Genomic DNA, 18,882 nt, shown 5'->3' with positions numbered 1-18,882 from the left:
CAGAGCGTGTCTCCGACGCAGCGCGCCTCTCCCGGAGGGCTTCGGTGGAAGGAAAGCGCGCTCGCACGGCCTTGCGAGCCTAAGAATCGCGACGGGTGCGGCGGCCTTGAGCGGTCGTGCCCGCGCCATCCTTTCGCCTTGCGGGCGTGGCGGGAAGAGTCCAGTGTCCCCGCCGAATTCGGCGCCGCCTGGCCGCGATGGGCCGGCGCCCGCAGGAGCCGTGAACGGTGCCCATGACCGATGTCCGCCCCCGTCGCACCCGTTCGGTGCTCGCCCTGACGTTCGCCGCGAGCGTCTCGCTGTGCGGGCCCACGCTCGCCGTGCAGCCGCGGGAGTCGAGCCCGATGTCGGAGTACGAGCCGGCGGAGTCCCTCGAAGGCAACTTCCTCTCGGCCTACATCGCCGGCGCCTCGCGCGACACCGCGGCGGCTGCGAGCTTCTACCGCGAGGCGGTGAAGGCCGACCCGCGCAACACCGACCTTCTGGAGCGTGCCTTCGTCTCGCTCCTAGCCGACGGCGCGCTGCCCGACGCCTTCCGCGCGGCCGAACGCCTCGTCAACCGCGACTCGACCAACGGGCTGGCGCAACTCTCGCTCGGCGTGCGGCAGATCAAGGCCGGCCAGTGGGCCGCCGCCCGCCAGAACTTTTCGCGCAGCGGACGCGGCGCGGCCGCCGACCTGACCGCGACGCTGCTCACAGCCTGGGCCTATGCCGGCGCCGGCGACGGCAAGCGGGCGTTGGAGACCGTGAGCAAGCTCAAGGGTGAGCGCTACTACAACACCTTCCGCGACTACCATGCCGGCCTCATCGCCAGCGTCACCGGCGATCAGGCCGAGGCCGAGCGCCGCCTCAAGGCGGCGTACGAGGCCGACAAGAACACCTTGCGCATCGTCGACGCCTACGCCCGGTTCGAGGCCAATGCCGGCCGCACCGACCTGGCGATCCAGGCCTATTCCGACTTCGACGCGCTGATGCCGCGCCACCCGATCGTGCGCGACGCCCTCGACAAGCTGAAGGCCGGCAAGCCGCTCGCCCGCCTCGTCACCAACGCGCAGGAAGGCGCCGGCGAGGTGCTGTATGGGCTCGGCTCCGCCGGCTCCACGCAGGGCGACGAGCTGCCGGCGGTGGTCTACCTGCGGCTCGCCCTCTACCTCGCACCCGAGCACGCGCTGGCCCGCCTGACGCTGGCCGACACCCTCGACCGGATGAAGCAGCCGGAGAAGGCCAACGAGGCCTACGCCCAGATCCCCGCCACCTCGCCGCTGAAGCTCAACGCCGACATCCAGATCGGCCTCAACCTCGAGCAGGCGGGCAAGGGCGACGAGGCGCTTCAATATCTCGACGCCGCGATGAAGGCGCACCCGGACGACATCGACATCATCACGGCGCTGGGCAACGTCCAGCGCTCGCGCAAGAAGTACGAGGAGGCGGCCGAGACCTACAGCCGTGCGATCGCTCTGATCGGCGACCGGCCGCAGGCGAACTTCTGGACCACCTACTACTTCCGCGGCACCGCCTACGAGCGCGCCAAGCAATGGCCGAAGGCCGAGGCCGACTTGAAGAAGGCCCTGGAGCTGGTCCCGGCGAGCCAGCCGGCGGCGAAGGCTCAGGTGCTGAACTACCTCGGCTATTCCTGGGTCGATCAGAAGATCAACATCGACGACGCCTTCAAGCTGCTCAAGCAGGCGGCCGACGCCAGCCCGCGCGACGGCATGATCGTCGACAGCCTCGGCTGGGCCTATTTCCGCCTCGGCCGTTGGGACGACGCCGTGCGCGAGCTGGAAAAGGCCGTCGAGCTGAAGCCGGGCGACCCGACCATCAACGACCACCTCGGCGACGCCTACTGGCGCGCCGGCCGCCGCCTCGAAGGCAAGTTCCAGTGGCAGCACGCCAAGGATCTCAACCCCGAGCCGGACGACCTCGTGCAGATCAACGAGAAGCTGAAGAACGGCCTGCCGGACACCGACAAGCCGACGGCCACCGCCGAGAACCCGCCGGCCCCGGTGGCGGCGCCGCACAATGCAGAGAACCCGGAACTTCCCAAGGGCGCCCCGGCCCCGACCGAGGCCCCCGGCGCGGCCGACAAGAAGAGCGGCGGCTGAACGGCCTTTCACCGATTCAATCCATCGTTCATGCCGGCTGCCAACCAGGGTAGCCGGCATTTCTTTGCGGCGCATCTTCGCTGGAGGCGTCGTCCACATCGGTCCAGAATACGCGATGGCACGTCTCACCACCCGCGCTCCTGCGAAGATCAACCTCACCTTGCACGTCCTCGGGCGTCGCCCCGGCGACGGGTATCACGTGCTCGAAAGCCTCGTGGCGTTTGCCGGCGCTTGCGACACGCTGACCCTCGATCCCGGTGCCGCGCTGTCGCTCGCGGTGAGCGGCCCGACCGCCGGGCCGGCCGGGCCGACCGGGGACAACCTCGTGATCCGGGCGGCGCGGCACCTCGCGGACGGCGTGCCGGATTTGAAGGTCGGGGCGTTCGACCTCGTCAAGCGCCTGCCGGTGGCGGCGGGCATCGGCGGCGGGTCGTCGGATGCGGCGGCCGCCCTGCGTCTCCTCGCGGAGCTGAACGGGCTCGCCCTCGACCACCCCGCGGTGATCGCCGCCGCGCGGGCGACGGGGGCCGACGTACCGGTCTGCCTCGATCCGCGGGCGCGGATGATGCGGGGCGCCGGCGAGGAGATCGGCCCGACGCTTGGGATCGCACCGCTGCCGGCGGTGCTGATCAATCCCGGCGTGCCGGTGCCGACGGCCCCCGTGTTCAAGGCGCTCGGACTTCAGGTCGGAGACAGGCTCGACGGCGCGGCGCATCCCGAGATCGGCGGCGGCGACGCCGACACGCTGCTCGCGGCGATCAGGCCGGCGCGCAACGACCTCGAAGCGCCGGCACTCACCGTGGCGCCGGTGATCGGCACGGCGCTGACGGCGTTGCGTACCCAGCCCGGGTGCCGGCTTGCGCGGATGTCGGGTTCGGGCGCGACGGTGTTCGCCGTGTTCGCCGACCGGCATGCGGCCTCGCGCGCGGCCCGGGCCATCGGTTCGGCCCAGCCTGGTTGGTGGACCGTCGCGACCTACCTGCGCTGACGGGCCGGCGCAGGCGCCGGCTCGCCACGACGAGGATCAGTGGACGCGCGAGACGCAGAAATCCACGACCTGCAGCAGCGCCGACTTCATCGGGCTTTCCGGGAACGGATCGAGCGCGTCCCGCGCCAGCGTGCCGTACTCGCGGGCGCGCGCCACCGTTTCCTCGAGGGCGTGGTGGCGCCGCAGGATCGTGTAGGCGGTCTCGAGGTCGCCCTCCTCCAGCGCGCCCTGCTCCAGCGTCCGCCGCCAGAACGTGCGCTCTTCCTCGGTGCCGCGGCGCACCGCGAGCACGATCGGCAGCGTGATCTTACCCTCGCGGAAGTCGTCGCCGACGTTCTTGCCGAGGGCCGCGCTGGTGCCGCCGTAATCGAGCACGTCGTCGATCAGCTGGAAGGCGATGCCCAGGTTCATGCCGTAGGCGCGGCACGCCTCCTGCTCCGCGACCGGGCGCCCGGCCAGTACCGGGCCGACTTCGCAGGCGGCTGCGAACAGCTCGGCGGTCTTGGCGCGGATCACCGCGAGGTACTCGTCCTCCGAGGTGCCGGTGTTCTTGGCGGCGGTGAGCTGCATCACCTCGCCCTCGGCGATCACGGTGGCGGCGGCCGAGAGGATGTCGAGGGCGCGCAGCGACCCGACCTCGACCATCATTCGGAAGGCCTGGCCCAGCAGGAAGTCGCCGACGAGCACGCTGGCCTCGTTGCCCCACTTGATCCGTGCGGCGACCCGGCCGCGGCGCATGTCGCTGCCGTCGACCACGTCGTCGTGCAGCAGGGTCGCGGTGTGCATGAATTCGACGCTGGCGGCGAGCTTCACGTCGCCGTCGATCCCCGCATAGCCGCAGAGGTCCGCGCTCGCGAGCGTGAGGATCGGGCGCAGGCGCTTGCCGCCGGAATCGATCAGGTGGTTGGCGACCTCGGGGATCATCGCCACGTCCGATCCGGTGCGCGACAGGATCTGGGCGTTCACCCGCTCCATGCCACCCGAGACCAGGGCCACCAGGTCGGCCAAGCTCGCCTCCGCGTCGGGGCGGCCCTCTTCGATGGAAACGACGACACCCAAGGTCCGATGCCTCCAGACCGATCTTCGATTGCAGCGCGCGATGCGCCACCCCTTCGCACGGGCTTCAGGGCACCGCAACATGCGCGCGTGAAACCGGATATGGTGCCGCCGCATGGATCGGCGCACGCGACGAAAGCGCCCTCCACCCGCGAACGGGGCCGCGATGACCGAACTGATCCGCACCAACGACATCGTCCTGATCGGCTTCGCGCAATCGCTGCTCGAGGGCGCGGACATCCCGGTCCTCGTGGCCGACAACCATATGAGCCTGATGGAGGGTTCGATCGGCGCCTTCCCCCGCCGCCTGCTGGTGCCCGGCGACCATGCGGCCCAGGCCCGCCGGCTCCTGCGCGACGCCGGGCTCGGCCACGAGCTGCGGGACGCGACCGCCTGACCATGCGCCAGACCTCGGATGCCGCGCCGGACGACTTCCTCGGCGGGGCCTTGCGCCTGCTGCAGCCGCCGCGCGGGAGCCACCGGGCCGGAACCGATGCGGTGCTGCTCGCGCGCCTCGTCGAGCCGAAGGCCGGCGACGTGATCTGCGACGTCGGAGCGGGAACGGGTGCGGTCGGGCTCGCGGCCGGAATTGGCGCGCCGGGCAGCCGCGTCGTGCTGGTCGAGCGCGCGCCCGACCTCGCCGCGTTGGCGCGCCGGAACGCCGAGGCCAACGCGATGGCCGATCGCGTCTCGGTCGTCGAGGCCGACGTGCTCGGTCCAGGGGCAGAACGCCGAGCCGCCGGCCTCGTCTCCGGCAGCGCCGACATCGTGCTGACCAACCCGCCGTTCTTCGAGGCCGGTCGCCACCGCCCGTCGCCGGATGCAGGCAAGGCGACCGCGCACGCATTTCCCCCCGGCGGATTGGAGGCCTGGATCCGCACTTGCACCGACCTTCTGCCGGCCGGCGGCCGGCTCGGGCTGATCCACAGGACCGACGCGCTACCGCTCTGCCTCGACGCCCTGCGCAATCGGTTCGGCGGCGTCGCGATCCGCCCGGTCCACGCCCGGGCGGATCGTCCGGCGATCCGCATCCTCGTCAGCGCGACCAAGGGGAGCCGCGCCGCCCTGGAACTGCGTCCGCCCCTCGTCCTCCAAGGGGCGGACGGCGCCTTCACCGCCGAGGCGGACGCCCTGCATCGCGGCCGGCCGTGGCCGCCATGAAGCCGTTTCGCTCCGGCCGAGTTCGTCTAGGGTATGGATCAGGCGGCGTGCCGGACACCGCCCGAGCGCATCTCAGTAGAACCGCAGGCGGCGGTGATGCCCGAAATGGTGGCGGTGATGGTGATGGCGGCGCCAATGGTGGTGGCGGTGCCAGCGGTGATGCCGGTGCCAATGATGGCGGTGCCAGTGCCGGCGGCCGTGCCAGCGGGCGGTCTGCACGAGCGGTTCGGCGTCGGACTGGGCGGCGGCGATCGGCACGCTCATCGGGGCGGCCTTCGCCGAGAGGCTCAACCCGGTCGCGCCGCCGAGCAGCGCGAGCACGACCATCAGAAATTTCCAGGATCGCATCGAGACGTCCTCTCCTCCCTGTAACACGGTCGAGGATCGCGCCCCCGCCCGGACGGAAACCACTCCGCCGGGCCTGAAACGGCGATGGGCCTGTTTCGGTTCGATCGACGACACGCGAAACACTTCGTCGTGCGACGACGGCCCCTTGGCGAAAGCCTTGCGCAAGCGGTGCCGATGACCAATTCGGAAGGCGCAACTCTTCCCGAGCAGAGCCCCCATGCCCCTCGCCGTTCCGGACTTCGTGCGTGCCCTGCTGCCGGCGCGCTTCCGCAAGGCGCGCCCGCGCGTCGCCGTCGTGCGGTTGAATGGCGCCATCGGCGCGGTCTCGCCGCTCCGTCCCGGCCTGTCGATCGGCACCGTGGCGGGTAGCCTCGAGCGCGCCTTCGAAACCCCGGGCGCGGTGGCGGTGGCGATCGTGATCAACTCGCCGGGCGGCGCGCCGGCCCAGTCGCACTTGATCCACCGGCGTATCCGCGACCTGGCGACGGAAAAGAAGCTGCCGGTCTACGCCTTCGTCGAGGACGTGGCGGCCTCCGGCGGCTACATGATCGCGTGCGCGGCCGACACCATCGTCGCCGACCCGACCTCGGTGGTCGGCTCGATCGGCGTGGTCTCGGCGGGTTTCGGGTTCGATAAGCTGCTCGCGCGCGTCGGCGTCGAGCGCCGCGTCCACACCCAAGGCGAAGCCAAGGCGATGCTCGATCCGTTCCGGCCGGAAGACCCGGCCGACGTCGAGCGCCTCTTGCGCATCCAAGCGGACGTGCAGGACCTGTTCACCAGTCTCGTCACGGCCCGCCGCCCGACCTTGAAGGCCGGCGAGAACCTGTTCACCGGCGCGATCTGGACCGGTCGGCAGGCGTTGGAGCTCGGTCTCGTCGACGCGCTCGGCGACATCCGTTCGACCTTGAGGACCCGCTTCGGCGAGACCGTCGAGATGCGGCTCGTCGCGGAGGCGAAGGGGTCGTTCGTCAGCCGCCTCTTGCGTCGCGCGGCACCGGGCGGGATCGGCCTTGCGGACGAGACGATTGCCGCGGTGGAGGAGCGCGCCGCCTGGGCGCGCTTTGGTCTCTGAGCGGGACCGCCAAACCGGCGATCAGCGGACCAGGCAGGCGGCGTCCGGCGTGCCGTAGCCGCTGTAGACCACCCGCACTTTACGGGTGCAGCCCTCGGCCTTGATCGCGGGCGCCGCGACCGGGGCGACCTCGACCGGCATCACCGCGACCGGCACAGTCACCGTGGCGGTGTCTTCCACCGTCGCGAAAGCGCTGCTGGCGCTCATCACCAGGGGGGTGGCGACCAGCGAGGCGGCGACGAGAACCGCGAAGACGGTGACGTTCTTCTTGGCGAGGCTGCGCATGACTGATGTTCCGTGGCGTTCGGCCCCTGCGGGCGCCGGATGTCCTGATGTCGGGCAATAAACTTGGCCGTGCCGATACGGTTCCGCTTGTCCGTCGAATTTGCGCCACATTCGGTGCGGGCCCGCACGCGCACCGGCCTAGCGGTTGCTCAATGGGGCGGCGCACGCTTAAACCCCGGGCGCCCTCCCCCCGCGCGACGACGAAGAAGCCCCATGCCGAGCGATGCCGATCTCAGCCCAAAGACCTCGTTCCAGGGCCTGATCCTGACGCTGCAGCGCTTCTGGGCGGCCAAGGGCTGCGTGATCCTGCAGCCCTACGACATGGAGGTTGGCGCCGGCACGTTCCATCCGGCCACTACCCTGCGGGCGCTCGGGCCCAAGCCCTGGAAAGCCGCCTACGTGCAGCCCTCGCGCCGGCCGAAGGACGGGCGCTACGGCGAGAACCCGAACCGGCTGCAGCACTACTACCAGTTCCAAGTCATCTTGAAGCCGAACCCGGACAACCTGCAGGAGCTCTACCTGGAATCGCTCGCCGCAATCGGCGTCGACCTCGCCCTGCACGACATCCGCTTCGTCGAGGACGACTGGGAGAGCCCGACGCTCGGCGCCTGGGGCCTTGGCTGGGAATGCTGGTGCGACGGCATGGAGGTGAGCCAGTTCACCTACTTTCAGCAGGTCGCGGGCCTCGAATGCGCGCCGGTGGCGGGTGAGCTGACCTACGGGCTGGAGCGGCTGGCGATGTACGTCCAGGGCGTCGAGAACGTCTACGATTTGAACTTCAACGGCGGCACGGGCGCCGACAAGGTGACCTACGGCGACGTGTTCCTGCAGGCCGAGCAGGAATACTCGCGGCACAACTTCGAGGCGGCCGACACGACGATGCTGTTCCGCCAATTCGCCGACGCCGAAAAGGCCTGCCGCAGCTACCTCGACGCCGGCGCTCCGAAGCGCGAGGGCGCCCGCCATCGCATGGTGCAGCCGGCCTACGACCAGTGCATCAAGGCGAGCCACGTCTTCAACCTGCTCGACGCGCGCGGCGTGATCTCGGTGACCGAGCGCCAGAGCTACATTCTGCGGGTGCGCGAGCTGGCCAAGGCCTGCGGCGCAGCCTGGCTGCTGACGGAGGCCGGCGGCGCCCCGGCCGCGGCATGAACCGCGTCGCGCTCGCCGCCCTGGCGCTGGTCTGCCTCGCCGGTCCGGCCGCGGCGCAATCCGCCACCGACCCGGTCGAGACCGTGCGCGCCTTCTACGCCAAGGACGACATCGGGGCCGTCGGCTTCTACGCCACGCGTCTGCGCGCGCTCTACGAGCGGGATCGCCGCGAGGCCGGGAACGAGGTCGGCCGCCTCGATTTCGCGTTCACTGTGAACGGGCAGGACACCGAGGCGAATTGGCAAAAGACCCTGAAGCTGGTCGCGCTCTCCGCCGATCATGAACGCGCGCAGGTGCAGGCGACCTTCCGCAACTTCACGCCGCAGGATCTGCGCTACGATCTCGTGCGCGAGGACGGGCGCTGGCTGATCGCCGACGTGCGGTCGATGACAGGCCAGACCTGGGATCTCGTGACCATCCTGTCGGGGAAGCTGCCTTAAGCGCATCGCGAAGCGGATATCGGCGGCGGCATCCCGCGCCTTCCGCGTCGCTTCGTCTCGACGGACGCCGAGCGGGCGTCTATTCCCGCGCGCATGCCCGATTTGCTGCTCGAACTCCGCTCCGAAGAAATTCCGGCCCGCATGCAGCTGCGTGCGGCCGAGGACCTGAAGAAGCTCGTGACCGACGCCCTGGTCGAGCGCGGCTTCCTCTACGACGGCGCCAAGGCCTTCGCGACGCCGCGCCGCCTGGCGCTCCACGTCGCCGGCCTGCCCGCCCGCGGCGAGGCCGTGCGCGAGGAGCGGCGCGGGCCGAAGGTCGGCGCGCCGGATGCGGCGGTGCAAGGCTTCCTGCGCGGTGCCGGCCTGACGAGCCTCGACCAGGCGCAGACCGTCGTCGATCCGAAGAAGGGTGAGTTCTACCTCGCGGTGATCGAGAAGCCCGGCCGCGCGACGCTGGACGTGCTGGCCGAGATCCTGCCCGCGATCATCAACAGCTTCCCTTGGCCGAAATCCATGCGCTGGGGCGCGGCCTCGGCGCAGGCGGGGGCCTTGCGCTGGGTGCGTCCGCTGCAATCGATCGTCGCGACCTTCGGCCCAGAGACCGAGACGCCGGACGTGGTGCCGTTCGAGGTCGGCGGGATCGTGGCCGGGGCGACGACCTACGGCCACCGCTTCCTCGCGCCGGATGCGATCGAGGTGCGGCGCTTCGACGACTATGTCCAGAACCTGGAGCGCGCCAAGGTCGTGCTCGACGCGGACCGCCGCAAGGACATCATCCTGCACGATGCCCGCGACCTCGCCTTCGCGCGCGGCCTCGAGCTCGTGGAGGACGAGGGCCTGCTGGAGGAGGTCGCCGGCCTCGTGGAATGGCCGGTGGTGCTGATGGGCACCTTCGACCGAAGCTTCCTCGACATCCCGGGCGAGGCGGTTCGCGCAACCATCCGCGCCAACCAGAAATGCTTCGTGGTTCGTGAAGCCGGCGGCGCGCTGGCGCCGGCCTTCATCCTGGTCTCGAACCTCGTCGCCTCGGACGGCGGCGCCGCGATCACCGCCGGCAACGAGCGCGTCGTCCGCGCCCGGCTCTCGGACGCGAAGTTCTTTTGGGAGACGGACAAGGCGATCCGCCTCGAAGACCGGCTACAGAGGCTCGACACCATCGTGTTCCACGAGAAGCTCGGGACGCAGGGCGAGCGGGTGCAGCGCATCGCGGCGCTCGCGAAGGAACTGGCGCCGCTGGTCGGCGCCGATCCCGAGCTGGCGGAGCGCGCCGCGCGCCTCGCCAAGGCCGACCTCGTCACCGAGATGGTCGGCGAGTTCCCCGAGCTGCAGGGTTTGATGGGGGCTCGCTATGCCGCTCTCCAGGGCGAGCACCCGAGCGTCTGCGCCGCGATCGAGGAGCACTATAAGCCGGTCGGGCCGTCCGACCGGGTGCCGACCGACCCCGTCTCGGTGGCGGTGGCGCTGGCCGACAAGCTCGACACGCTGGTCGGGTTCTGGGCGATCGACGAGAAACCGACTGGGAGCAAGGACCCGTATGCGTTGCGGCGCGCGGCTTTGGGGGTCGTGCGACTCGCGGTCGATTGTTCGCTAAGACTGAGTCTGACGCAGGCTTTTGCGTTCGCACATCTTGCAAGGTCATTGACTCCAGACGAATCGAGCTACTTCAAGCGAAGCCATAACGAGGGAATCCCAAGCCAGCGTACGACTTTGGATATTGTAAAAAGTGCGGGTATCCTCGGGTCGAGTTTTGCGGATTTGGTCGATGGCAAAGGAAGTCTTCTCACCTTTTTCGCCGATCGCCTCAAAGTCTACCTCCGCGAAAAAGGCGCCCGGCACGACCTGATCGACGCCGTCTTCGCGCTTCCCGGGCAGGACGATCTGCTGATGGTCGTCCGCCGCGTCGAGGCGCTCGGCGCCTTCCTCGACACCGAGGACGGCAAGAACCTGCTCGCGGGCGTGAAGCGCGCCTCGAACATCCTGCGGATCGAGGAGAAGAAGGACGGCTGCGCCTACGGCGGCGAGCCCGACGCCGCGCTCGCCGCCGCCGGCCAGCCCGAGGAGCGGGCGCTCGCCGAGGCGCTGGCGACCGCCCGGACCGAGGCCTCGGCCGCGGTCGCGAAGGAGGACTTTGGCGGCGCGATGCGGGCGCTCTCGCAGCTGCGCGCCCCGGTGGACGCCTTCTTCGAGCACGTCACCGTCAACGCCGACGACCCGCGCCTGCGCGAGAACCGCCTCACCCTCCTCAACGCGCTCCGCGCCGCCACCCGCGAAGTCGCGGATTTCTCGGCGATTGTGGGATAGTGCGCGGGTCCCTTCTCCCAGGGGGAGAAGGACAGGATGAGGGGCGGGAGGCGTCAGGAAGGACCGCGCCGGTCGCAACGTGTCTGCCGGATTCGGTCCGGCAGCGACATGGGCTCGTCAATCGGCCGACGCTGTCGACATCGCGCGCAGTTCGGTGGCGTTACGCCCCTCATCCCGACCTTCTCCCCCTGGGAGAAGGAGCCATGTCGTGGAAAACGCGGGATCTCCGCCACCGTCGCGCCGTGAGGCCTTTATGGAGCAGATCGCTTACGCGCGGGGTTTGCGTCGCACGCAGACGCAAGCCGAAGCCAAGCTCTGGTCCGTGCTCCGAAGGCGCCAACTGAACGGGTGGAAGTTCCGGCGCCAGTGCCCCATCGATCGCTATGTTGCGGATTTCGTCTGCATCGAGGCGAACCTCATCGTGGAAGTGGATGGCGCGACCCATTCCACGATGCAGGAATGCGAGCGGGATGCGGTTCGCACCCGTACCCTTGAATCCTGCGGTTTCGCGATCCTGCGCGACACCAACGCCGAGATCGCCGAAAACCTCGACGGCGTGCGCGAGACGATCCTCGCCGCGGTCGAGCGGCGGCTCTCCGTCTGATGCGTCTCAGAACCAGCCCTTGATCCGGAACACCACGATCGGGATGATCGCGCTGGCGAGGATCAGGCTTAGAGCGTAGGGGTAGCCGTAGGCCCAGTCGAGCTCGGGCATGTGCTTGAAGTTCATCCCGTACATCGAGGCGATCAGCGTCGGCGGAACGCCGACCACCGAGACGACGGTGAGCACGCGGAAGACGTTGTTCTGTTCGATGTTGATCAGGCCCAGGGCCGCGTCGAGGAGGAACTGGACGTTCTCCGAGAGCCGCGTCTCGAACTCGTCGAGGGATTCGATGTCCCGGCGGATCGTCTCGAAGCGGGCGTCGGTCTCCTCCTGAGCCAGCACCTGCTCGCAGGCGCCGGCGACGAAGGGCACGATGCGCTCGAGCCCGAGCAGGCTCGCCCGGATCTTGCCGAGCACCTTCCCGCGGCGGGCGATGCCCCGCAGGATGCGCCGCAGCGCCAAGTCCCGCCGGCGCGGGGGCGCCGCCTCGTCGGATTTCGCGGGCCGGGCGCGCACGTCGAAGTCGAAGATGCGGGTCGAGAGCCTGTCGAGCTCGGCGCCCATATCCTCCAGGGAGTCGGCCAGGCTGTCGACGAGTTCCTCCATCAGCAGCAGGAAGACCGCGATCCCGGTCTTGGCCTCCTCGCCCTCGTGGACCCGCTTGCGCACCTCGGCGAAGGCGCGCAGCTCATGGAATCGCACCGTCACGAGGTGGTCCTTCGTCAGCACGAAGCCGAGTGGGTTCAGGACCGAATCGGTGCTCTCGAAGGTGATCATCGGCGTCGAGAGCGACAGGCCGTTCTTCAGCCGGCGCAGGCGGCTCGAACTCTCGACCTCCGACAGCGCCTTGCGCGAGGGCACCCGGATGCCGGTGGCCTCCTCGACCGCGCGGGCTTCCTCGGGCGTCGGGTCGTTGAGGTCGATCCACACGGCCTGCGTCGGGACGGCGGCGCCGCCCGCCTCGTTCGGCGCGAGCGCGCCCTCCGGTCCGTGCAGGCTCAGCATGGCAGGAACTTCCGTCGGCGCGTGCGATCAGGGGAGAAACCCGGCGTGCGACGGCCGTCGCAGGGTGCGACAGACTTGACTCGCCAAGGGGCCGCGGCTATCTCGCCCGCAGCCTTGGCACTCATCTTTCTAGAGTGCTAACGGCAGGGTTGGACGCGGACCACCGCGGCATCAACGCCGTTTCGCGAATTCAAACAAGAGGGCAGCTCATGAAGTTCCGTCCGCTGCACGACCGGGTCGTCGTCCGCCGCATCGAAGGCGAAGAGAAGACCAAGGGCGGCATCATCATCCCCGACACCGCCAAGGAGAAGCCGCAGGAAGGCGAGATCGTCGCCGTCGGCCCGGGCGCCCGCGACGAGGCCGGCCGCATCAACGCGCTCGACGTCAAGGCCGGCGACCGCGTCCTGTTCGGCAAGTGGTCGGGCACCGAGGTCAAGATCGACGGTCAGGACCTCCTGATCATGAAGGAATCCGACATCATGGGCGTCGTCGCCTAAGGTCTTCGGACACCTGACTTAAACCGCCCTTCGAGGCCCGAACCGGTCTTGGGGCTTCCCCACTAACGAAAAGGAATCCTGCACATGGCAGCGAAAGACGTTCGTTTCTCCTCTGACGCGCGCGACAAGATGCTCCGTGGCGTCGACATCCTCGCGGATGCCGTCAAGGTGACGCTCGGCCCCAAGGGCCGCAACGTCGTGATCGAGAAGAGCTTCGGCGCGCCGCGCATCACCAAGGACGGCGTCACCGTCGCCAAGGAGATCGAGCTCGCCGACAAGTTCGAGAACATGGGCGCCCAGATGGTGCGCGAAGTGGCCTCGAAGACCAACGACATCGCCGGTGACGGCACCACCACCGCGACCGTGCTCGCCCAGGCGATCGTCCGCGAAGGCGCCAAGTACGTCGCCGCCGGCATGAACCCGATGGACCTGAAGCGCGGCATCGACCTCGCCACGGCCGCCGCGGTGAAGGACATCATCGCGCGCTCCAAGAAGGTCGCCTCGTCCGAGGAGGTCGCCCAGGTCGGCACGATCTCGTCGAACGGCGACAAGGAAATCGGCGAGATGATCGCCCACGCCATGCAGAAGGTCGGCAACGAGGGCGTGATCACGGTCGAGGAGGCGAAGACCGCCGAGACCGAGCTCGACGTCGTCGAGGGCATGCAGTTCGACCGCGGCTACCTCTCCCCGTACTTCATCACGAACGCGGAGAAGATGGTCGCCGAGCTCGAGGACCCCTACATCCTCATCCACGAGAAGAAGCTGTCGTCGCTCCAGGCGATGCTGCCGGTGCTCGAGGCCGTGGTGCAGACCGGCAAGCCGCTGGTCATCATCGCCGAGGACATCGAGGGCGAGGCGCTGGCCACCCTCGTGGTGAACAAGCTGCGCGGCGGCCTCAAGGTCGCGGCCGTGAAGGCTCCGGGCTTCGGCGACCGCCGCAAGGCGATGCTCGAGGACATCGCGATCCTGACCCAGGGTCAGATGATCGCCGAGGACCTCGGCATCAAGCTCGAGAACGTCACCCTGCCGATGCTCGGCCGCGCCAAGCGGATCCGCATCGAGAAGGAGACCACCACGATCATCGACGGTTCGGGCGAGAAGGCCGACATCGAGGCCCGCGTCGGGCAGATCAAGGCGCAGATCGAGGAGACCACCTCGGACTACGACCGTGAGAAGCTCCAGGAGCGCCTGGCCAAGCTCGCCGGCGGCGTCGCGGTCATCCGCGTCGGCGGCGCGACCGAGGTCGAGGTCAAGGAGAAGAAGGACCGCGTCGACGACGCGCTCAACGCCACCCGCGCGGCTGTCGAAGAGGGCATCGTCCCCGGCGGCGGCACCGCCCTGCTCCGCGCCAAGAAGGCGGTCGCCGCCCTCTCGAGCGACAACCCCGACGTCCAGGCCGGCATCAAGATCGTGCTGAAGGCGCTCGAGGCCCCGATCCGTCAGATCGCCCAGAACTCGGGCGTCGAGGGCTCCATCGTCGTCGGCAAGATCACCGACAACACCTCTTCCGAGACCTACGGCTTCAACGCCCAGACGGAAGAGTACGTCGACATGATCCAGGCCGGCATCATCGACCCGGCCAAGGTCGTGCGCACCGCCCTGCAGGACGCGGCCTCGGTCGCCGGCCTGCTCGTCACCACCGAGGCCATGATCGCCGACTCTCCGAAGAAGGACAGCGGCGCCTCCATGGGCGGCGGCGGCGGCATGGGCGGCATGGGCGGCGGGATGGACTTCTAAGTCCCAGCCACCATCGCAAGGTCGGAAAGAGGGTCGCCGCAAGGCGGCCCTCTTTTCGTTTGCGTCCGCCATGCTTGGGAGACTCTAGATTTATTTTTTCTCCAGAATGGCGCTGGTGATCGGCCCTCGAGCGATATGCGCATATGCTGAAATTTTAGCAAGTCGCTTTAAAACATTGATTATTTTCAGTTACCGCGGGTACTTTCGAGGGAGAGCGATCTTCCGAAGCCAATCCAGTATATGACTTGAGGTTGATTTCTCGACCTGGATGAGATTTCCTTCCGTTCGGCGGGGGGAGACGGGTTTGGACGTCGAGGGCTTCATCGAACGCTGGACCGCACGCGAGGGCGGTGCGGAGCGCGCGAACTACCAGATGTTCCTCAGCGAGCTCTGCGACGTGCTCGGCGTACCCCGACCGGAGCTGGCCGGCGGCGACACCGCCCGCAACGACTACGCCTTCGAGCGCGCCGTGCGCCTGCGCGCGGGCGACGGCGGTACGGCTCCCCGGCGCATCGACCTCTACCGGCGCGGGCACTTCATCCTCGAAGCCAAGCAATCGCGCTTTCCCGGCGCGAAGAACGCGCCGCGGCAGGTCTCCGCCGCCCAGCTCTCCCGGCTTGCCGCCGAACCAGAACAGCTCGGGCGCCGGGCCGCCGCGAAGGGCTGGGACGTGATGATGCAGAACGCCCGGCGCCAAGCGGAAGGCTACGTCTTCCTGTTGGATCCCGAGCATGTGGCACCGCCCTTCCTCATCACCTGCGATGTCGGCCACGCGCTGGAGGTGTTCGCCGATTTCTCCGGGACCGGGCGGGCCTACGTGCCGTTTCCCGACCGCCAGGGCTTCCGCATCTTTCTCGAAGACCTGCGCGACCCGGCGGTGCGCACCCGGCTCGCGGCGATCTGGACCGACCCAGGCAGCCTCGATCCGGCGCGGCATGCGGCCAGGGTCACCCGCGAGATCGCCGCGCGGCTCGCCGCCGTGAGCAAGGCGCTCGAGGCGGACCATGCGCCCGAGGAGGTCGCCCACTTCCTGATGCGCTGCATTTTCACGATGTTCGCCGAGGGCGTGGACCTGCTGCCGAAGGGCAAGTTCACCAAACTGCTGGCAGAATGCGCCGAAAGCCCGGGCGTCTTCGCTCCGCTCCTCTCGGACCTCTGGGCCAAGATGGACGCGCCGCGGGAGCAGGATCGCTTCTTCTCGGGGTTCCAGCAGCACCTGCGCCTCTTCAACGGCAACCTGTTCTCCAATGCGACGGCGTTCCCGCTGGCGCGCGAGGAGATCGGGGAGCTGCTGGCGGCCGCCCGGAAGGACTGGACGGAGGTCGATCCCGCGATCTTCGGCACGCTGCTGGAGCAGGCCCTGGACAAGGCGGAGCGGCGACGGCTCGGCGCGCATTACACGCCGCGCGTCTACGTGCAGCGTCTCGTCGAGGCGACCGTGATGCAGCCGCTCCGGGCCGACTGGCAGGCGGCGCTCATGAGAGCGGAGACCGCCCACCAGGGCGGGGACGAGAAGGCGGCGGTCGGCCACGTGCGTGCGTTCCACCGCACGCTCTGCGCCACCCGCGTCCTCGATCCGGCCTGCGGCACCGGCAACTTCCTCTACGTCGCGCTCGAGCTGATGAAGACCCTCGAAGGCGAGGTGCTGGAGACGCTGGCGCGCCTGGGCGAGGCCGAGAACATGGGGCTGGATCGCGAAACCGTCGATCCGCACCAGTTCCTCGGTTTGGAACTGAACCCGCGCGCCGCCGCGATCGCCGAGCTCGTGGTGTGGATCGGGTACCTTCAGCAGCATTACCGGACCCGCACCGGACACCCGTCCGAGCCGATCCTGCGCGCCTTCAAGAACATCAACTTCGGACGCGGCGAAGGCTACGATGCCGTCTTGACCTGGGACGGCTATCCGCTTCCGACGATCGTCGAGATAGATGGCAGACCCGTCGAGACCTATCCGAAGGCCCGGCGGCCGGACTGGCCGGACGCCGAGTTCATCGTCGGGAATCCACCGTTCATCGCAGGAAGCGACCTGCGCGGCGAATACGGACACGGCTATGCCTCAGCCGTCTGGGCCGCCTATCCGAACGTCCCCGGCGGCGCGGACTTCGTGATGTGCTGGTGGGATCGGTCGGCCGTCCAGCTTGCGGGGCCGATCCTGAAACGGTTCGGCTTCGTGACGACGAACAAGATCGCACAGGGATTCAGTCGCAAGGTCGTCGCCCATCACCTGGGTCTCAAACGCCCGATCCGCATCGCGTGGGCGATCGACGATCACCCCTGGTATCGCGGAAAGGGCGGCGTCGCGCAGGTCCGGATCGCGATGACGGTCGGCGATCGAAAAACGACGGCGGGACGCCTTCTAAGGATCAAGCAGGAAAAGCTCACCTCCGACGAGCAGATCGCAGTCGAATACGTGGAGGAAGACGGCATCATCAACGCGGACCTGACGATCGGCGCCGACATCACGAAGTCGAAGGCGCTTCTCGCGAACCGAGGCTGCTCTCACGGCGGTGTGAAGTTGCACTGAAAGAGGTTCGTCCTGAACGAGGCGGAGGCTGGCCTGCTCGGGGTCGGGACACGCGCGGGCATCGAGGAATTCATACGGCCGTACCGGAACGGACTCGACCTGCGATCCGTCAGACCCTCCAGGCTCGTCATCGACATGTACGGCCTCGCTCCCGACGACATCCGAGCGCGCTATCCCGAGGCCTATCAACGTCTGCTCGAGGTGCGCGACGAGCGTCAGGACGCCATCGACCAGGTCCGCCTCAAGGGCCGCGAGCCCAGCAAGGATGTTCTGGCGTACCGGGACTTGTGGTGGCTCTTCGGTAAACCGCGCCCCGAGATGCGTTTCGCGTTGGCGAACCTCGGCCGGTACATCGGCACGATCGACACGGCGAGAAAACGCCTCTTTCAGTTCATCGACAGTGATATCCTATGCGATGACAAGATCGTCGTGATGGCGATCGAGGATGCGGCCACCCTGTCCATCCTGTCGTCCCACATCCACGTCACATGGGCCGAGCGCTCCGGCGGCTGGCTCGGCGTCGGGAACGACTCGGTCTACTCGAAGACGCGTTGCTTCGACCCTTTCCCGTTTCCCGAACTGTCTGCCAAGCTGAGGATGCAGCTTCGCACGATGGGAGAGGAGCTGGATTCGACGCGCAAGGTCATCCAGGAAGAAAATCCCGACCTGGGCCTGACGGAGGTCTACAAGCTGCTCGACCTGATCCGTGCCGGAGCCCCGCTCAGCAGTCGGGACGAGGACGTGAGAACGCGCGGGCGCGTCCTCATCCTGCGGGAGCTGCACGACACGATCGACCGGCTGACCGCCGACGCCTACGGATGGCCGCACGGATTGTCCGATGCGGACATCCTGGTCCGGCTCGTTGCGCTGAATGCGGAGCGGGCCCGCGAGGAGGCGGCGGGCCATGTGCGTTGGCTTCGGCCCGACTACCAGGTCCCGCGCTTCGCCGGAGAGATCGGGGCGAGGACCGAAGACCTGGATCTCGGCGAGGCCGAGATCGCGATCGGCAGGGACTTGCCGGCGTTCCCCACGGACCGCAGCGAACAGCCCCTCGCGGTCGTAGCCATCCTTCGCAGAGTCGACCGCCCGATGGATGCGGCCGCCCTCAGTCGCGGGTTCAAGCGCGGCGGCAGGCGCATCGAGGCGCGGGTGGCGCAGATCCTCGCCACGCTCAGCCTCTACGGCCACATCGTCGAAGCCGGCGACGGTCGCTTCCTTGGACGACGCGCCGCCTGATGCGGTGCGGCGGCCCGGTTCAGCCCGCCCGGCGTCCGCAGCGGACGTAGGAGGCGGTGCCCTTTCCGCTCGTCCAGGTCAGGCGGTCGCCGTCGACGACGAGGCGGACCTGCGACGACCAGCGCCGGCCGCGGTCGGCGCAGTCGGCGGCCATCACCCAGGCGTTGCCGGTGCGGCGGCCGTCGTGGAAGCTGCAGATCGTCCGCCCGGCGCTGGCGCGGTCGGGGGTGATCGTCGCGGGGATGTAGCCGCGCCGGCGCGAGCGCCGGCCGCAGGCGGCTTCGGTCGGCCCCCAGGTGCCGACGTACTCGGCGCGCTCCACCCGCGGGACCGGCGCCGGGGCCGGCATCGGCGCGGCGGCAACGGGGGCGGCC

Annotated in this window: 17 protein-coding genes and 1 pseudogene; 13 read left to right on the top strand and 5 right to left on the bottom strand. The window is 68.9% G+C overall.

What is annotated here, in order from left to right:
• Positions 1-233: 233 nt before the first annotated feature.
• Together FV229_RS05890 and FV229_RS05885 are read left to right on the top strand one after the other, a co-directional pair.
• Positions 234-2,102, top strand: coding sequence for a tetratricopeptide repeat protein (locus FV229_RS05890; RefSeq protein ID WP_147751065.1), 1,869 nt, complete (start codon positions 234-236; stop codon positions 2,100-2,102).
• 115 nt (positions 2,103-2,217) lie between these two features.
• Positions 2,218-3,090, top strand: coding sequence for a 4-(cytidine 5'-diphospho)-2-C-methyl-D-erythritol kinase (locus FV229_RS05885; RefSeq protein ID WP_147751064.1), 873 nt, complete (start codon positions 2,218-2,220; stop codon positions 3,088-3,090).
• Between the two features lie 36 nt (positions 3,091-3,126).
• Here FV229_RS05885 and FV229_RS05880 read toward each other — a convergent pair whose 3' ends face one another.
• Positions 3,127-4,149: a polyprenyl synthetase family protein gene (locus FV229_RS05880; RefSeq protein ID WP_246688069.1), complete on the bottom strand. Its 1,023-nt coding sequence runs from the start codon at positions 4,147-4,149 to the stop codon at positions 3,127-3,129.
• Positions 4,150-4,312: 163 nt separating this feature from the next.
• Here FV229_RS05880 and FV229_RS05875 point away from each other — a divergent pair, with 163 nt between their 5' ends.
• Positions 4,313-4,543 (top strand): DUF2007 domain-containing protein, encoded by a 231-nt coding sequence (locus FV229_RS05875; protein ID WP_147751062.1) that lies wholly within the window; start codon positions 4,313-4,315, stop codon positions 4,541-4,543.
• Positions 4,544-4,545: 2 nt separating this feature from the next.
• Positions 4,546-5,307: a methyltransferase gene (locus FV229_RS05870; protein ID WP_147751061.1), complete on the top strand. Its 762-nt coding sequence runs from the start codon at positions 4,546-4,548 to the stop codon at positions 5,305-5,307.
• 72 nt (positions 5,308-5,379) lie between these two features.
• Here FV229_RS05870 and FV229_RS05865 read toward each other — a convergent pair whose 3' ends face one another.
• Positions 5,380-5,655: a hypothetical protein gene (locus tag FV229_RS05865; protein WP_147751060.1), complete on the bottom strand. Its 276-nt coding sequence runs from the start codon at positions 5,653-5,655 to the stop codon at positions 5,380-5,382.
• A gap of 217 nt (positions 5,656-5,872) precedes the next feature.
• Here FV229_RS05865 and FV229_RS05860 point away from each other — a divergent pair, with 217 nt between their 5' ends.
• Entirely contained in the window at positions 5,873-6,727 is an 855-nt protein-coding gene (locus FV229_RS05860) for a S49 family peptidase (protein WP_147751059.1), read from the top strand.
• 21 nt (positions 6,728-6,748) lie between these two features.
• Here the strand turns inward: FV229_RS05860 and FV229_RS05855 are convergent, their stop codons facing one another.
• A complete protein-coding gene (locus FV229_RS05855) occupies positions 6,749-7,012 on the bottom strand; it encodes a hypothetical protein (protein WP_147751058.1) in 264 nt (87 codons plus the stop codon).
• 213 nt (positions 7,013-7,225) lie between these two features.
• On the opposite strand from FV229_RS05855, the gene FV229_RS05850 reads away from it, so the two are divergent.
• The 4 genes from FV229_RS05850 to FV229_RS05835 all read left to right on the top strand — a co-directional run bounded on the left by FV229_RS05850 (position 7,226) and on the right by FV229_RS05835 (position 11,509).
• Positions 7,226-8,164 carry a glycine--tRNA ligase subunit alpha gene (locus FV229_RS05850; RefSeq protein WP_147751057.1) on the top strand — a complete coding sequence of 313 codons (939 nt, stop codon included), beginning with the start codon at positions 7,226-7,228 and terminating at the stop codon, positions 8,162-8,164.
• Positions 8,161-8,604, top strand: coding sequence for a DUF3828 domain-containing protein (locus FV229_RS05845; RefSeq protein ID WP_147751056.1), 444 nt, complete (start codon positions 8,161-8,163; stop codon positions 8,602-8,604). Before FV229_RS05850 ends, FV229_RS05845 begins: the two co-directional genes overlap by 4 nt.
• A gap of 93 nt (positions 8,605-8,697) precedes the next feature.
• The gene (gene glyS, locus FV229_RS05840; protein WP_147751055.1) at positions 8,698-10,905 is read left to right on the top strand and encodes a glycine--tRNA ligase subunit beta; all 2,208 of its coding nucleotides are present in this window, start codon (positions 8,698-8,700) and stop codon (positions 10,903-10,905) included.
• Positions 10,906-11,113: 208 nt separating this feature from the next.
• A complete protein-coding gene (locus tag FV229_RS05835; RefSeq protein ID WP_348644172.1) occupies positions 11,114-11,509 on the top strand; it encodes a DUF559 domain-containing protein in 396 nt (131 codons plus the stop codon).
• Positions 11,510-11,515: 6 nt separating this feature from the next.
• Here the strand turns inward: FV229_RS05835 and FV229_RS05830 are convergent, their stop codons facing one another.
• Positions 11,516-12,514 (bottom strand): magnesium transporter CorA family protein, encoded by a 999-nt coding sequence (locus FV229_RS05830; protein WP_147751054.1) that lies wholly within the window; start codon positions 12,512-12,514, stop codon positions 11,516-11,518.
• 209 nt (positions 12,515-12,723) lie between these two features.
• Here FV229_RS05830 and groES point away from each other — a divergent pair, with 209 nt between their 5' ends.
• The 4 genes from groES to FV229_RS27955 all read left to right on the top strand — a co-directional run bounded on the left by groES (position 12,724) and on the right by FV229_RS27955 (position 18,508).
• The gene (gene groES / locus FV229_RS05825) at positions 12,724-13,011 is read left to right on the top strand and encodes a co-chaperone GroES (RefSeq protein ID WP_055886789.1); all 288 of its coding nucleotides are present in this window, start codon (positions 12,724-12,726) and stop codon (positions 13,009-13,011) included.
• A gap of 84 nt (positions 13,012-13,095) precedes the next feature.
• Positions 13,096-14,748: a chaperonin GroEL gene (gene groL / locus FV229_RS05820; protein WP_147751053.1), complete on the top strand. Its 1,653-nt coding sequence runs from the start codon at positions 13,096-13,098 to the stop codon at positions 14,746-14,748.
• A gap of 304 nt (positions 14,749-15,052) precedes the next feature.
• Complete coding sequence (locus FV229_RS27960; RefSeq protein WP_246688068.1) at positions 15,053-17,272, top strand: DNA methyltransferase; 2,220 nt, start codon at positions 15,053-15,055, stop codon at positions 17,270-17,272.
• A gap of 135 nt (positions 17,273-17,407) precedes the next feature.
• Entirely contained in the window at positions 17,408-18,508 is a 1,101-nt protein-coding gene (locus tag FV229_RS27955; protein ID WP_246688067.1) for a type IIL restriction-modification enzyme MmeI, read from the top strand.
• A 19-nt stretch (positions 18,509-18,527) separates the two neighbouring features.
• On the opposite strand, the pseudogene FV229_RS05810 reads toward FV229_RS27955, so the two are convergent.
• A pseudogene (locus FV229_RS05810) lies at positions 18,528-18,882 on the bottom strand (peptidase inhibitor family I36 protein); the annotation flags it as partial.

This window comes from Methylobacterium sp. WL120, from assembly GCF_008039465.1.
In the GTDB taxonomy this organism is placed as follows: domain Bacteria; phylum Pseudomonadota; class Alphaproteobacteria; order Rhizobiales; family Beijerinckiaceae; genus Methylobacterium; species Methylobacterium cerastii.
The sequence above is the reverse complement of the archived record's forward strand: the minus strand, read 5'-3'. Positions and strand labels throughout refer to the sequence as shown.

Bases quoted from the DNA above. Each gene is read 5' to 3' on its own strand.
- FV229_RS05890 (WP_147751065.1), top strand. From the start codon at position 234: ATGACCGATGTCCGCCCCCGTCGCACCCGTTCGGTGCTCGCCCTGACG.
- FV229_RS05885 (WP_147751064.1), top strand. From the start codon at position 2,218: ATGGCACGTCTCACCACCCGCGCTCCTGCGAAGATCAACCTCACCTTG.
- FV229_RS05875 (WP_147751062.1), top strand. From the start codon at position 4,313: ATGACCGAACTGATCCGCACCAACGACATCGTCCTGATCGGCTTCGCG.
- FV229_RS05870 (WP_147751061.1), top strand. From the start codon at position 4,546: ATGCGCCAGACCTCGGATGCCGCGCCGGACGACTTCCTCGGCGGGGCC.
- FV229_RS05865 (WP_147751060.1), bottom strand. From the start codon at position 5,655: ATGCGATCCTGGAAATTTCTGATGGTCGTGCTCGCGCTGCTCGGCGGC.
- FV229_RS05860 (WP_147751059.1), top strand. From the start codon at position 5,873: ATGCCCCTCGCCGTTCCGGACTTCGTGCGTGCCCTGCTGCCGGCGCGC.
- FV229_RS05855 (WP_147751058.1), bottom strand. From the start codon at position 7,012: ATGCGCAGCCTCGCCAAGAAGAACGTCACCGTCTTCGCGGTTCTCGTC.
- FV229_RS05850 (WP_147751057.1), top strand. From the start codon at position 7,226: ATGCCGAGCGATGCCGATCTCAGCCCAAAGACCTCGTTCCAGGGCCTG.
- FV229_RS05845 (WP_147751056.1), top strand. From the start codon at position 8,161: ATGAACCGCGTCGCGCTCGCCGCCCTGGCGCTGGTCTGCCTCGCCGGT.
- glyS (WP_147751055.1), top strand. From the start codon at position 8,698: ATGCCCGATTTGCTGCTCGAACTCCGCTCCGAAGAAATTCCGGCCCGC.
- FV229_RS05830 (WP_147751054.1), bottom strand. From the start codon at position 12,514: ATGCTGAGCCTGCACGGACCGGAGGGCGCGCTCGCGCCGAACGAGGCG.
- groES (WP_055886789.1), top strand. From the start codon at position 12,724: ATGAAGTTCCGTCCGCTGCACGACCGGGTCGTCGTCCGCCGCATCGAA.
- groL (WP_147751053.1), top strand. From the start codon at position 13,096: ATGGCAGCGAAAGACGTTCGTTTCTCCTCTGACGCGCGCGACAAGATG.
- FV229_RS27955 (WP_246688067.1), top strand. From the start codon at position 17,408: ATGTACGGCCTCGCTCCCGACGACATCCGAGCGCGCTATCCCGAGGCC.